We start from the raw sequence: 14,359 nt of genomic DNA on the forward strand, positions 1-14,359 counted from the left end.
TTAGGCTGGAACAGCGGACGTATCCGCCCCTTTCACGCTGTCAGTAATAACAATATCGAGGAGCCAGCCATGAGTGCAGCCAACCGCGGAGTCGTCTACAAGGGCCCGGGTCAAGTCGCCGTCGAAGCCATCCCCTATCCGGAACTCGCGCTCGGCAATCGCCAATGCGACCACGGCGTGATCCTGAAGGTCGTCACCACCAACATCTGTGGCAGCGATCAGCACATGGTGCGTGGCCGCACGACCGCCGAGTCCGGCCTGGTCCTGGGTCACGAGATCACGGGCTGCGTCGTCGAATGCGGTCGCGATGTCGAATTCATCCAGCCGGGCGACCTGGTCTCGGTGCCGTTCAATATCGCCTGTGGCCGCTGCCGCAACTGCAAGGAGGGCAGGACTGGCATCTGCCTCAACGTCAACCCGGCGCGTCCCGGTGCGGCCTACGGCTATGTCGACATGGGCGGCTGGGTCGGCGGCCAGACCGAATACGTCATGGTGCCCTACGCGGACTTCAACCTGCTGAAGTTCCCGGACGCCGACCAGGCCATGGAAAAGATCCGTGACCTGACCCTGCTCTCCGATATCTTCCCTACCGGCTTCCACGGCTGTGTGACCGCGGGCGTTGGTCCTGGAAGCACTGTCTATATCGCCGGTGCCGGCCCCGTAGGCCTGGCCGCGGCGGTCTCCGCCCAGCTGCTGGGGGCGGCCTGCGTGATCGTCGGCGACATGATCGAGGAGCGCCTGGCCCAGGCCCGCAGCTTCGGCTGCGAGACCCTCGATCTGACCCAGGAAGGCGACATGGCCGACAGGATCGAGGTGGTTCTCGGCGAGCGTGAGGTCGATGCCTTCGTCGACTGCGTCGGCTTCGAGGCCCACGCCTGCGGCTGCAACCACGGCAAGGAGGCGCCCGCCACCGTGCTCAACTCCGCCATGTCGCTGACCCGTGCCGGCGGCCAGATCGGCATCCCGGGCCTCTATGTGACCGAAGATCCCGGAGCGGCCGACGAAGCCGCCCAGCAGGGCGCCTTGAGCATGCGTTTCGGCCTCGGCTGGGCCAAGTCCCACAGCTTTCATACCGGTCAGTGCCCGGTGATGAAATACCACCGTCCGCTGATGCAGGCGATCCTGTTCGGCAAGGTCAAGATCGCCGATGCGGTGAATGTCCAGATGATCACGCTGGACCAGGCGCCCCAGGGCTATGCCGACTTCGATGGCGGGGCGGCGAAGAAATTCGTGATCGACCCCCACGGCAGCGTGGCCGCTTGAGGCGCCACCCGAGCTGGCCGAGAATTCGCACCCAAAGGCGGTGCGGCCAGCTATTTCGGGGTATCGACCCCCATGGCAGCGTGGCCGCGTAAGTCAGGAGAGGAACCCGAGTTGGCCAACGCCGCACCTTGAAGGCGGTGCAGCGAGCCATTTCGGGATATCGACCCCCACGGAAGCGTGGCCGCTTGAGGCGCCACCCGAGCTGGCCGAGAATTCGCACCCAAAGGCGGTGCGGCCAGCTATTTCGGGGTATCGACCCCCACGGCAGCGTCGCGGCCTGAGAGGCCCGGCCTGGCAGGCTCGAGGTGGTCATTGCGGGGTCGGGTCTACCAGGTAGGCCATCACATGCCGCTGCATGGCTGCTGCCGCCGGCGAGAGGCTGACGCCGGCCCGGCAGATCAGCCCGATCCGGCGCTCCAGGCGGGGTTCGGACAGGGAGACGAAGCGCAGCCGGGCATGCTCTTCCTGAAACGCCAGGCGGGGTAGGGTCGTGATGCCGATGCCCGCTTCGAGCATCGCGGTCAGCGAGATCATGTTGGAGATAAACAGTGAACTGTGTTGGAGCAGGTCAGCGGCCGGTGAGCCGACGAGCAGCCGCGAGGTGCCGTTGCGGATCAGGGTTTGCCCGGCCAGCTCTCGCCAGTGCAGGCTCTCATGGCCTGCCAGCGGATGATCGTCACGACATACCACGCCAACGTCATCGTGCAGCAGCGGAATGAAGTCCAGCCCCTCCTCGGGTTGCCACAGGCTGGTAATGCCCAGCTCGACTTCGCCGGTCAGTACCATCTGGCTCACCAGTTCGGAATGGCCATCCTGGAGGTTGATCTCGATGCCCGGGTAGTCGGTCACGAAGCTTGCCAGGATGCCGGGCATCAGGCGGCTGGCCACCGACGGCACCGTCGCGATATCCACTCGCCCGGCCTGGTGGCAGGCCATGGCAATGGCATCACGGCTCACCCGGTCATGGTGCGCCACCAGTTCGCGAAAGCGTGGCAGGCACCATTGTCCGAAGGGGGTCAGCACGGCCTTGCCGTTGCCCTTTTCGAAGAGAGGCTGGCCGAGGTGCGCCTCCAGATCGCGCACCGCCATGGAGATCGCTGGCTGGCTGCGATGCAGGTGCTTGGCCGCGGCATGGAAGCCGCCCTGGTCGGTGATCGCCAGCACGCAGCGAAGCGGATGAAGCTTCAGTTCGGGCAGCATGGTAAGTTTTCCTGATCATTTTATCGGTTTTATTGATTATTCTTATCTTGGTCGCTCTCCTAGGATGACGTCAACGTCATCCCAGGAGGTTACCCATGTCCCATTCCCATCCGCTCTTCATCGCCGGCCAGTGGTGCGAAGGCGAAGGCACCATTGCCAACCACAATCCTTCGGACACCGACGATCTGGTTGGCCACTACGCCCAGGCCAGCGTTGCCCAGGTTGGCGAGGCCATCGCCGCGGCCAGGCGGGGCCAGCGTGAGTGGGCAAAGCATGGTCTGGAGCAGCGCTATGCCGTGCTGATGGCCATCGGCGACGAACTGGTGGCCCGCAAGGAGGAACTGGGTCGCCTGCTCGCGCGCGAGGAGGGCAAGCCGCTGGCCGAGGGGGTGGGCGAGGTCTATCGCTCGGCACAGTTCTTCCACTACTACGCCGCCGAGGTATTGCGGCAGATCGACGACCGGGTGGATTCCGTGCGCCCCGGGGTCGAGGTCGAGACGCGTCGCGAGCCGGTCGGTGTGGTGGGGGTAATCAGCCCCTGGAACTTCCCCATGGCCACGGCAGTGTGGAAGATCGCCCCGGCGCTGGCCTTCGGTAACGCGGTGATCTTCAAGCCGGCCAATCTGGTGCCGGCCAGTGCCTGGGCGCTGACCGAGATCATCAGTCGCCAGTCGCTGCCTCCCGGCACCTTCAATCTGATCATGGGCCCCGGCAGTAGCGTCGGCGATGCCCTCATCTCGAGCCCCGATATCCATGCCTTGAGCTTCACCGGCTCGCTGGACGTGGGGCGGCGCGTGGCGGCGGCCACCGCCGGGAACCTGGTGAAATGCCAGTTGGAAATGGGGTCCAAGAACGCGCTGATCGTCGCCGACGATGCGGATCTTGATCTGGCCGTGGAGGCAGCCTTCGCCGGCGCCTATTCCGGCACCGGGCAGAAGTGCACGGCGTCCTCGCGGCTGATTGTCACCGAATCGGTACATGACGCCTTTGTGGAGAAGCTTATCGCTCGGCTGGACCGCGCGACGGTGGGCCATGCCCTGGCCGAAGGCGTGCAGATCGGCCCGGTCGCGGATGCTCGCCAGCTGGCGTCCAACCTTGCCTGGATCGAACGGGCACGCGAGCAGGGTGCCGTGCTGGCCTTTGGCGGTGAGCGTCTCGAGAGGGAGACCCCGGGCTACTACATGTCGCCGACCCTGTTCACCGAGACCACCAACGACATGGCGATCAATCGTGAGGAAGTCTTCGGCCCCATTGCCTGCGTGATCAAGGTCGCGGACGCCGAGACGGCCATCGATACCCTCAACGACACCAACTTCGGCCTGACTGCCGGCATCATCACCGACTCCCTGAAACTGGCCAATGCGTTCAAGGCCCGCGCCGAGACCGGCTGCGTGATGGTCAACCTGGCCACCGCCGGTACCGATTACCACGTGCCGTTTGGCGGTCGCAAGGACTCGAGCTTCGGTCCCCGCGAGCAGGGCCGCTATGCCCGCGAGTTCTATACCGTGGTCAAGACCTGCTATGTCAAAGCCAACTGAGTCAAGGCGTGAGGAAGATGTCATGTCCAAGCCAATGCTGACCATCGACGGCCTGCAGTACTCCAACTGGTCCCGGGAAATCTTCCAGCAGATGCACGAGGGCGGCCTGAATGCCGTGCATGCCACCCTCGTCTACCACGAGACCACCCGTGAGACCCTCTTCAGGCTTGGCGAGTGGAACCGTCGCTTCGAGCAGCATCACGACCTGATCATGCCGGTGCGCGAGCCGGATGATATCGAGCGTGCCCGTGCCGCCGGCAAGGTCGGCATCTTCCTGGGGGCCCAGAACTGCTCACCGATCGAGGACGACATCGACATGGTGGCGCTGCTGCGTCGCCTGGGCCTGATGATCATGCAGTTGACCTACAACAACCAGAGCCTGCTGGCCTGCGGCTGCTACGAGAGCGAGGACAGCGGGATCACGCGGTTCGGCCGCCAGGTGATCCGCGAGATGAACCGGGTCGGCATGGTGATCGATATGTCCCACAGCGCCGAGCGTTCCACGCTCGAGGCTATCGAGCTCTCCGAGCGCCCGGTGATCATCTCCCATGCCAATCCCGAGTTCTTCCACCCGGCCAAGCGCAACAAGTCCAATCGCGTGCTCGCGGCAATCGCCGAGTGCGATGGCCTGCTGGGGTTCTCGGCCTATCCCTTCCACCTCAAGGATGGCCCTGACTGCACTCTCGAGTCCTACTGCGAAATGATCGCGCGGACCGTGGATCTGATGGGCATCGAGCATGTGGGCCTGGGCACCGATCTCTGCCAGGACCAGCCGGTCTCGGTGCTCGAATGGATGCGCAACGGACGCTGGTCCAGGGAAATGGACTTCGGCGAAGGCAGCGCCAGCAACGCTGGCTGGCCGCGACCGCTGTCCTGGCTGCGCGACAGCCGGGATTTTCCCAATCTGATCGACGGGCTGCGCCAGCGCGGCTTCGACGAGGATGAGGTCGAACGCATCATGGGCCGTAACTGGGTGGCATTGCTCGAGCGTGCCGCTACCTCTGCCACAGCCTGACCTCTCCTTCTCACGGTTCATCTAATAACAAGGAAAACATCATGAGTACGCCTGACAATCACTCCTCGGAAAGGTCAACCTCCGGCCCCATCAACCGCTTCGGTGATCCCGTCGTCCTGGGGCTCAGCGTCGGTTTTGTCCTGCTGTTCGTCATTCTCTCGCTCATCGACGTCGAGGGTGTCGCCGCTGCCATCGGTAGCGGTTTCGCCTGGACCGCCGTCGTGCTCGGCTCCTACTTCCAGCTGCTGCTGCTGCTGACCTTCTTCATTGCCATGGGGCTGGCCATCTCGCCGGCCGCCAGCGCCAAGGTGGGCAACCTCGACAAGCCAGAACTGAGCACATTCAAGTGGCTATCGATCATCATGTGCACCCTGCTGGCCGGCGGCGGGGTCTTCTTTGCTGCGGGCGAGCCGGTCTACCATTTCGTTGTTACCCCTCCGGCCTTCGACACCGAGGCAGGCACGGTGGACGCGGTGGCGGGTGCGCTGGCGCAGTCCTTCATGCACTGGGGCTTTCTGGCCTGGGCGGTGCTGGGCTCGTTGACTGCCGTAGTGCTGGCCCACTCCCACTATGACAAGGGACTGCCACTGCAGCCCAGGACACTGCTCTATCCGGTCTTCGGCGAGCGTGTCATGAGCGGCTGGCTTGGTGGAGTGGTCGATGCCTGCTGCGTGATCGCGGTCGTGGCGGGCACCGTAGGCCCGATCGGGTTCCTGGCGACCCAGGTCAGTTTCGGGCTGCATGAGCTGGTTGGCGTCGCCGAGGGCTATACGACCCAACTGGTCATCCTGGTCATACTGGGGGCGCTCTATGTCACGTCGGCCGCCACCGGTATTCACCGCGGCATCCAGCTGCTCAGCCGGTTCAATGTCTTCCTGGCACTGGCCATTGCCGCCATCATTTTCATTTTCGGTCCCACCCTCTTTCTCACCAACGCCTACCTCCAGGGCTTCGGTGAGTACGTAAGCTCTTTCCTGGCCATGGCCACCATGACCTCGGAAACCGCGCCGGCCTGGTGGATGCAGTGGTGGACGGTGTTCTTCTTTGCCTGGTTTATCGGCTATGGCCCGCTGATGGCCATCTTCGTGGCGCGCATTTCCCGCGGTCGTACCATCCGCCAGATGATCCTCGCCGTGGCGGTGATGGCGCCCATCGCCACTACCGTCTGGTTCACCCTGCTGGGCGGCTCGGGTATCCACTACCAGTTGACCGGGGTGATCGATCTGACCGAGGCGCTCAACAACTTCCAGTTCGATGTGGCGACCCTGACCGTGGCCCAGGCGCTACCGGGTGGCACCTCGATGGCGCTGGCGATCCTGCTGCTGACCACCATCTTCGTGGCGACGACCGGTGATTCCATGAGCTACGCCATCGCCGTGGTGTGTACCGGGCATGATCGGCCCCATGTCGGGGTCCGTGTCTTCTGGGGGGTGGCCATGTCGCTGATGGCTGCCATCCTGCTTTATATGGGCGCGGGCCAGATCGGCGTGCTCCAGCAGTTCATCGTGATTACCGCGATTCCCGTCTCGCTGGTGCTGCTGCCCTCCTTGTGGACAGGACCCCAGGCGGCCTATGCCATGGCGCGCCAGCAGGGCCTTACCACCCGGCCCAAGGTGATCGTCAATGACTAGCGCAGATCTTGTTTCAGCGTCTTCGTTCGGTTTGCGCTCCGCCGACGAGGTGATGCGGCTCGAGCGGCTCGGCAGCCTGCATGCTACCCGGCTGAGCTTCGTGCGCAGCCTGGTGCGCCAGATGGCTCGTCAGCGCTGGCAGATCAGCCGGGTGAGTTTCGACCTGGATGCCAACGGTCATGGGTCAGCCATCTATCGTCTGCAGACGCCCCATGGCCGCTACCACGGGGTGATGTTTGCCCAGCCACTGGATGATGCGCGGCGCTCCGACCGGGTCATCGCCGAGGCCTGGGATGTGACCTTCGGCCTGGTCGAGGGTGACGTCGACGACAGCCTGCTGGCGCAGATGGCGGCCAACGTGCCGCTTCAGGAGGCAGGACGTCAGCACCCGAGGGTGCTGGTGCTGTCGCGGGCCAACAAGAGCCTGCGCAACTTCGCCCATTTCGTCGAGGCCCTGGCCTGCGGTGAGCAGCCCGATCCCGCCTGGCTGACCCGGGTCGGCTATCTCTATCGGACCACGGCGGTTTACGGCAACGGCAAGTTTGGCCTCGCCGACTTCGCCCGCCTGCTGGACAACCCCGATTTTCGCCGACCCTTCTCGGCGCAGATGGCGGGCGTCTACCTGCTGCGGCACTTTTCCATCGAGCAGGTGGAGCATCTCGCAGCTTGCCGGGCACCCGACACCGCCTGCCGGCTCGCCACCGAGCTGCGGCGCTATTTGGGCATCGGGAATTCCACGGGGCTCGGCATGGCGCCTTTTCTGATCAATCACCCCCAGCTGATTGCCCAGTGGGTCACCCAGCGAGAGACGGCTCTGACGCTGGCGCTGCGACAGACGCCCAGTGAAGCCGAACGCATGAGGCTGATCGCGCTGACCCGACGCGCCATGTGGCATCTCGACGAAACCGTCACCGAGGACATCGAACAGACCGAGCGCAATGCCGCCACGGTGGCCGCCCTGCCCGATGTGTTGACCTGGCTGGCCAGCGTGCCGCTGGAGGCCGATATCTGGCAGCAGCTGGTGGAGTGGAGCGCTCGGACGCTGCCGCTGGAGGCCCAGGAACTGATCAATACGCTGCTGATCGAGCTCTATCCGGATCAGATCGACGCGCTGGAAGATCAGATGGGGGTGACGGAGAACCTCGATCTCGAGCCGGACATGCCGCTGATGCGGCTCCGCCAGCTGATCGAGACCCACTATGGCTGGGCATTGGCCCATGACTACGAGTGTCGCGAGGGTGCCTATTGGTTCTGGTACCGCTCCGCCGAAAAAGAGGAGCCGAGGCTGGGGGTGCGTCATGCCGAGCCCGGCGCCGAGAAGGAGATGCCCATTGCCATGGGCCCACGCGTGGCGCGCACCCACCAGGCTATCTGCGAATTCCTCGAAGGCCATCCTCGCGCCACGGTGGTCGATTTCCTGCTCGAGCATTCCCGCCACAAGGAGGTGGTGCGCCGCGTCCAGACGCTGGTCAAGGCGCCCTATGGCGATATCCACGCCAACCTCTGGCATCGCGACATGAAGCCGATGCATTTGCTGCGCACCAAGCTCTCCTTCTTCGGGGCCAGCCGCTTCGACCCCAAGTCCGACCGCTGGGTGCGGATCACCCTGTTTCAGGGAGCACCGCTGGTCGAGGAACTCAATGCTGAGCCGCAAGACCTCGCCGACTTCGACGACTGGAGCTTCCCCCTCGAGCCCGCCCGGGAGGGGCAAGCAAGGTCCACCTCTGCGCGTTCTGGAGTGGTAGCCGAATGAATGTGTCCTATAACGAACTCCAGGGCCTGTGCCGCAAGGCGTTCAGCGGGATCGGCTTCGAGGAAGGTGATGCCGCCGATGCCGCCGATATGGTTGCCTGGATGCAGTCTCACGGCCTGCACGGCGTCGAGCAGCTGAATCGGGGCCTGGACTATCTGCTGCAGGAGTCTCCCGAGACGCGGCCGCAGTTGATCTACCAGGACGGTGATCTGGCGGTACTCGACGGTCAGGGCCAGAGCGTGCTGCGAAGCATCAGCCTGGCCACCGAGCTTGGCTTTGCCAAGGCGCGTGCCCGCGGCCTCTCGGTCGTGAAGATCCGTCGCTGCCACAATCGCCAGCTGATCATGGGCTATCTCTCTCGGCTGGCGGGTCGAGGCATGAACATCACGGCCTTCTGGCGCAATGCTCAGGTGCCCCTCACCGAGCAGGTGGTGGGCTTCCGCGCAGGCCATTCCACTCCCGAGGTGCGCGTCTACTCGGTACGCGACGTGCCCGAAGAAAACGAGCCCAACGACGGCATCACCCTGGTGATGGCCAACCATGTGGAGCTGCTGCCGTCGCTGGGTGCCGACCACGACCTCGACCTGCTGGCGCATCATCCCGAGTCGGAACTGCTGGCCTGCCGTCAGCTGGCCCTCAAGGAGGGCATCGAGGTTGACGACGCCATCTGGGCTCGCCTCAAGGAGCTGGCCCATCGCATTCTTGTAGAATCCACCGAGGCCTCGAGAGGCGGCGCCGGTGCCGGCGACAGCGACAACGACTGACCCCTTCACTCCTGACGAGACGTCCTTATGATCCAACCCGTTGCCACCGACCTCTATGCCGCCAAGGCCCCATTGGAATGGGCCGTGATCGGTAACGGCATTCTCTTCACCGCCCAGATTCCCATCGGCGCCGACGGCGCCGTGGTCGATGGTGGTATCGAAGCCCAGACCCGCCAGACCCTCGATAATCTGCGCCATACTCTGGTCTGTGCCGGGGGAGACATGTCCAGCCTGACTCAGGTGCTGATCTATGTGACTCGTCGCGAGGATCTTGCCACGGTCAATCGCCTTTACGCCGAGTACGTCAGTGCTCCCTATCCCAACCGCGCCGCCATCATTGTCTCGGGGTTCGCTCGAGAGGAGATGCTCGTCGAGATGGTGGCCTATGCTGCCATGCAGGAAACGGGCGACGGCTAGGCATGCTGAGAGCGACATGCTCATGCCCATTCGCTCACTCGCTCGGCAACAGGCCATTGTCCTGACGCCGGGCGAGTGACACCATTCAAAAGATGTCCGTGGTTGCCCGTGAAGGGCAGCACTAGTTGATATTGCGTCACCTCACAAGCACAACAACGAGCCCGCCATGACCGTCGAGACCGTCACTCCCCCGCGCCGTTTCCGCGGCAGGCCTCGTGGCCGCGATCTGCCTCCCGTCGCCCTGGCTTCCCTACGCCAGCTGCTCGGTGACGAGCGCAGTGACCCGGAACACCGGCGCCGTGACCGGCTGATCGAGCACCTCCACGCCATTCAGGATGCCCACGGCCATCTGTCGATGGTGGCGCTGCGAGCCCTGGCCGCCTATATGAATCTGCCCATGGCGGCCATCTACGAGACGGCGACCTTCTACGCCCATTTCGACGTGGTGCATGACGACCAGGCGCCGCCGCCGGAGGTGACGGTGCGGGTCTGCGATTCGCTCTCCTGCCAGCTGGCCGGGGCGGCAACGCTCAAGACGCAACTGGAGGCCGGTGTCGACCCCCAGGCGGTACGGGTGGTGCGGGCACCCTGCATGGGTCGCTGCGAGACGGCGCCGGTGGTGGAGGTGGGGCACCATCATGTGCTGTTTGCCACCGCCGAAGGCGTGGAGGCGGTGGTGGATACCGGTCACTATCATCCCGAGGCGATCGTCTGGCAGCGCCTGGCCGACTACCGCGCCGAGGGTGGCTACCGGCTGCTCGCCGACTGCAGCGCCGGCGAGGTGACGGTGGAGGCGCTGATGGGTGAACTCGAACGTGCCAACCTGCGGGGGCTGGGCGGTGCGGGCTTCCCGACCTTCAAGAAGTGGCGCTTCGTGCGCCAGGAGCCGGGGCCACGCTATTGTGCGATCAATGCCGACGAGGGCGAGCCCGGCGCCTTCAAGGATCGCTATTACCTGGAGCGCTCGCCGCACCGTTTCCTCGAGGGGGCCCTGGTCAGCGCCTGGGCGGTGGAGGCCGAGGCGCTCTACATCTACTTGCGCGACGAGTACCCCGGGCTGCATCGGGTGCTGCACGAAGCGATCGCCGAGCTCGAGGCCGCCGGTCTGGTGCCTGCGGGCTACATCGTGCTGCGTCGAGGCGCCGGTGCCTACATCTGCGGCGAGGAGTCGGCGATGATCGAGTCGCTGGAAGGCAAGCCCGGCAAGCCACGCCATCGCCCGCCCTTTGTCGCCCAGAAGGGGCTCTTCGGCCAGCCGACTCTGGTCAACAACGTCGAGACCGTCTACTGGATTCCCGAGATATGGGAGAAGGGCGCCGACTGGTTTGCCGGCCATGGCCGCCACGGCCGCCAGGGGCTGAGGAGCTTCTCGCTGTCGGGTCGCGTGAAACGCCCCGGCGTCCATCTCGCTCCCGCCGGCATCACCTTGAACGAGCTGGTCGAGGAGTACGGCGGCGGCATGGCCGAGGGGCATCGCCTGGCCGGCTACCTGCCCGGCGGTGCCTCCGGGGGAATCCTCCCGGCGAGCAAGGCGGACATCCCGCTGGATTTCGACACCCTGCAGGCCGAGGGCTGCTTTATCGGCTCGGCGGCCATCATCGTGCTCTCCGACCAGGATGACCTGAAGGCGGTGGCCACCAACCTGCTGGCCTTTTTCGCCGACGAATCCTGCGGTCAGTGCACGCCGTGCCGGGTGGGCACCGAGAAGATGCTTGCCCTGCTCGAGCGGGACGAGTGGCGGGTCGAGGAGCTCGAACGGCTGGCGCAGGTGATGATGGACGCCTCCATTTGCGGCCTGGGCCAGGCGGCGCCCAATCCGGTGTTGGGGCTGCTCAAGGATTTCCGCGGCGAACTCGCCGCCCAGAACGTCATCGTCAAGGGGTAAGGGAGATGAGCATGAGCGAACAGAGCGTGAGCCAACGCTTTACCCTGAGCATCGATGGCGTGGACGTGAGCGCTTACCCGGGCGAGACCCTGTGGCAGGTAGCAAAGCGCGCCGGAGAGACCATTCCGCACCTGTGCTTCAAGGATGCGCCGGGCTATCGCAGTGACGGCAACTGTCGCGCCTGCATGGTGGAGGTCGAGGGCGAGCGCGTGCTGGCGGCGAGCTGCCTGCGCGAGGCGACGCCCGGCATGGTGGTGAAAAGCGCCAGTTCCGAGCGTGCCCGGGTGGCGCGCGAGGGCGTCATGGAACTCCTGGTCGTCGACCAGCCCGAGCGCAACGACGGCCCCGACCGGTCGAGCCACTTCTGGGCCATGGCCGATGCGTTGGCCATCGATGCCGCCGCGGTTCGCGACTGGCTGCCGTCCCGGGCCGAGCGCGCGGCGCCCACGGTTCACCACGTGGCCGAGCGGGCGGCCTCGCTGCCCCATGCCGGTGGACACGACGCCACCCACTCGGCGATGAGCGTCAACCTCGACGCCTGCATCGCGTGCAACCTCTGCGTGCGCGCCTGCCGCGAGGTCCAGAGCAACGACGTCATCGGCCTGGCCCATCGCGGCGCCGCCGCGAAGATCGTCTTCGATTTCGACGACCCCATGGGAGACAGCACCTGCGTGGCCTGCGGCGAGTGCGTCCAGGCCTGCCCCACCGGCGCGCTGATGCCGGCGACCCTGGTGGACGCCCAGGGTCGCGGCGATTCCCGCGCCGCCGATCGCACCGTCGACTCGGTCTGCCCCTACTGCGGCGTGGGCTGTCAGCTCACTTATCACATCAAGGACGACCCCGAACACGGCGAGCGCATCCTGTTCGTCGAGGGCCGTGACGGCCCCTCCAACCAGGGTCGCCTGTGCGTCAAGGGACGCTTCGGCTTCGACTACCCCAATCATCCCGCGCGCCTCACCCGGCCATTGATCCGTCGGCCGGGCGTGCCCAAGGGGCTCGATCCCGACTTCGACCCGCGCGCTCCGCTGACCCATTTTCGCGAGGCGAGCTGGGAGGAAGCATTGGATCTCGCCGCCGGCGGGCTTGCCGCGCTCAAGTCGGCCCACGGCCCCGACGCCCTGGCTGGCTTCGGCAGCGCCAAGTGCTCCAACGAGGAGGCCTGGCTGTTCCAGAAGCTGGTGCGCGTCGGCTTCGGCTCCAACCACGTCGACCACTGCACCCGGCTGTGTCACGCCAGCTCCGTGGCGGCGCTGATGGAGTGCATCGGCTCGGGGGCAGTGACCGCCTCCTTCATGCAGGCGCTGCAGGCCGACGTGGTGATCCTTACTGGCTGCAATCCGGCGATCAACCACCCGGTGGCAGCCACCTATTTCAAGCAGGCGGCGCGCAACGGCACCAAGCTGATCATCCTCGATCCCCGCGGCCAGGCACTGGACGCCTACGCCCATCGCAGCGTGCGCTTCACGCCCGGCGGCGACGTCTCGCTCTACAACGCCATGCTCCACGTCATCGTCGACGAGGGGCTCTTTGATCAAGCCTATATCGATGCCCACACCGAGGGCTTCGAGGCGCTCAAGGCCCACGTGCGCGAGCTGACCCCCGAGGCGATGTCGCCGGCCTGTGGCGTCGCCCCCGAGCAGATTCGCGAGCTTGCCCGCCTCTACGCCACCGCCGACAAGGCGATGATCTTCTGGGGCATGGGCATTTCCCAGCACGTGCACGGTACCGACAACGCCCGCTGCCTGATCTCGCTGGCGCTGGCCTGTGGCCAGACAGGACGCCCCGGCACCGGCTTGCACCCGCTGCGCGGCCAGAACAACGTTCAGGGCGCCTCCGATGCCGGCATGATCCCCATGGTGCTGCCCGACTACCAGCCGGTGACCGACGCCCAGGTTCGCGCGGCCTTCGAGGAGCTCTGGAACGCCCCGCTCAATCCGACGCCAGGGCTCACCGTGGTGGAGATCATGGATGCCATCGCGGCCGGGACCGTCAAGGGCATGTACATCCTCGGCGAGAACCCGGCGATGTCTGACCCGGACCTGAACCATGCGCGCAAGGCCATGGCCAAGCTCGAGCATCTGGTGGTGCAGGATCTCTTCGTCACCGAGACCGCCCAGTTCGCCGATGTCATCCTGCCGGCCTCGGCCTGGCCGGAGAAGGATGGCACGGTGACCAACACCAACCGCCAGGTGCAGCTGGGGCGCGCCGCCGTCCCGCTCCCTGGCGAGGCGAAGCCCGACTGGTGGATCATCCAGCAGATCGCCGTGCGGCTGGGTCTGGACTGGGACTACCAACACCCTCGCGAGGTGTTCGCCGAGATGACGCAGGGGATGGCGTCGCTGGACCATATCTCCTGGGAGCGGCTGGAGCGCGAGAGCTCGGTGACCTATCCCTGTCCCGCAAACGACGCACCCGGGGCCGACGTGGTGTTCTCTGAGGCCTTCCCTACCGAGAGCGGGCGCGCGCGGTTTACCCCGACCCGGCCACTCCCGCCCGACGAGCCCGTCGACGGCGACTTCCCCACGGTGCTGATTACCGGCCGCCAGCTGGAGCACTGGCACACCGGCTCCATGACCCGCCGTTCCCGAGTGCTTGACGACCTCGAGCCCGAGCCGGTGGCAAGCCTGGCCCCGGCGGAGCTGGTGCGCCTGCGCCTGACGCCCGGCGAGCACATCACCATCACCACCCGTCGTGGGGCGATCACCCTGAAGGTGCGGGTCGACCCGCTGATGAGGGAGGGAATGGTGTTCGTGCCCTTCTGCTACGGTGAGGCGGCGGCCAACCTGCTGACCAATCCAGCGCTCGACCCCGTGGGCAAGATTCCCGAGTTCAAGTATGCCGCCTGTCGGTTGGAGCGCGTGGTGGCAGCATTGGTGGAAGAAAACTGAGAAGG

At 65.5% G+C, this 14,359-nt stretch carries 10 protein-coding genes; 9 read left to right on the plus strand and 1 reads right to left on the minus strand.

Annotation, left to right across the window (positions count from 1 at the left end; all coding sequences use genetic code 11):
* Nucleotides 1–69 precede the first annotated feature (69 nt).
* Nucleotides 70–1,263 carry a formaldehyde dehydrogenase, glutathione-independent gene (gene fdhA, locus ACFODV_RS07705; protein ID WP_379757141.1) on the plus strand — a complete coding sequence of 398 codons (1,194 nt, stop codon included), beginning with the start codon at nt 70–72 and terminating at the stop codon, nt 1,261–1,263.
* Nucleotides 1,264–1,572: 309 nt separating this feature from the next.
* Here the strand turns inward: fdhA and ACFODV_RS07710 are convergent, their stop codons facing one another.
* Nucleotides 1,573–2,463, minus strand: a complete 891-nt coding sequence (locus ACFODV_RS07710; protein ID WP_379757144.1) for a LysR family transcriptional regulator — start codon at nt 2,461–2,463, stop codon at nt 1,573–1,575.
* 95 nt (nt 2,464–2,558) lie between these two features.
* Between ACFODV_RS07710 and ACFODV_RS07715 the strand changes: the two genes are divergently transcribed.
* The 8 genes from ACFODV_RS07715 to fdhF all read left to right on the plus strand — a co-directional run bounded on the left by ACFODV_RS07715 (nt 2,559) and on the right by fdhF (nt 14,354).
* Nucleotides 2,559–4,001: an aldehyde dehydrogenase family protein gene (locus ACFODV_RS07715; RefSeq protein WP_379757147.1), complete on the plus strand. Its 1,443-nt coding sequence runs from the start codon at nt 2,559–2,561 to the stop codon at nt 3,999–4,001.
* A gap of 22 nt (nt 4,002–4,023) precedes the next feature.
* The gene (locus ACFODV_RS07720) at nt 4,024–5,016 is read left to right on the plus strand and encodes a dipeptidase (protein WP_379757150.1); all 993 of its coding nucleotides are present in this window, start codon (nt 4,024–4,026) and stop codon (nt 5,014–5,016) included.
* Between the two features lie 41 nt (nt 5,017–5,057).
* On the plus strand, nt 5,058–6,647 hold the full coding sequence (locus ACFODV_RS07725) for a BCCT family transporter (RefSeq protein WP_379757153.1): 1,590 nt from the start codon (nt 5,058–5,060) through the stop codon (nt 6,645–6,647).
* A complete protein-coding gene (locus ACFODV_RS07730; RefSeq protein ID WP_379757156.1) occupies nt 6,640–8,400 on the plus strand; it encodes a hypothetical protein in 1,761 nt (586 codons plus the stop codon). The genes ACFODV_RS07725 and ACFODV_RS07730 overlap by 8 nt, the downstream gene beginning before the upstream one ends.
* Nucleotides 8,397–9,164 carry an Ldh family oxidoreductase gene (locus ACFODV_RS07735; RefSeq protein WP_379757159.1) on the plus strand — a complete coding sequence of 256 codons (768 nt, stop codon included), beginning with the start codon at nt 8,397–8,399 and terminating at the stop codon, nt 9,162–9,164. The genes ACFODV_RS07730 and ACFODV_RS07735 overlap by 4 nt, the downstream gene beginning before the upstream one ends.
* 27 nt (nt 9,165–9,191) lie before the next feature.
* Nucleotides 9,192–9,581, plus strand: coding sequence for a RidA family protein (locus tag ACFODV_RS07740; protein WP_379757162.1), 390 nt, complete (start codon nt 9,192–9,194; stop codon nt 9,579–9,581).
* Nucleotides 9,582–9,747: 166 nt separating this feature from the next.
* Nucleotides 9,748–11,466 (plus strand): NADH-ubiquinone oxidoreductase-F iron-sulfur binding region domain-containing protein, encoded by a 1,719-nt coding sequence (locus ACFODV_RS07745; protein WP_379757165.1) that lies wholly within the window; start codon nt 9,748–9,750, stop codon nt 11,464–11,466.
* An 11-nt stretch (nt 11,467–11,477) separates the two neighbouring features.
* The gene (gene fdhF, locus ACFODV_RS07750; RefSeq protein WP_379757168.1) at nt 11,478–14,354 is read left to right on the plus strand and encodes a formate dehydrogenase subunit alpha; all 2,877 of its coding nucleotides are present in this window, start codon (nt 11,478–11,480) and stop codon (nt 14,352–14,354) included.
* The last annotated feature ends 5 nt before the right edge of the window (nt 14,355–14,359 follow it).

The organism is Halomonas tibetensis (assembly GCF_042643535.1).
Lineage (GTDB): Bacteria > Pseudomonadota > Gammaproteobacteria > Pseudomonadales > Halomonadaceae > Halomonas > Halomonas tibetensis.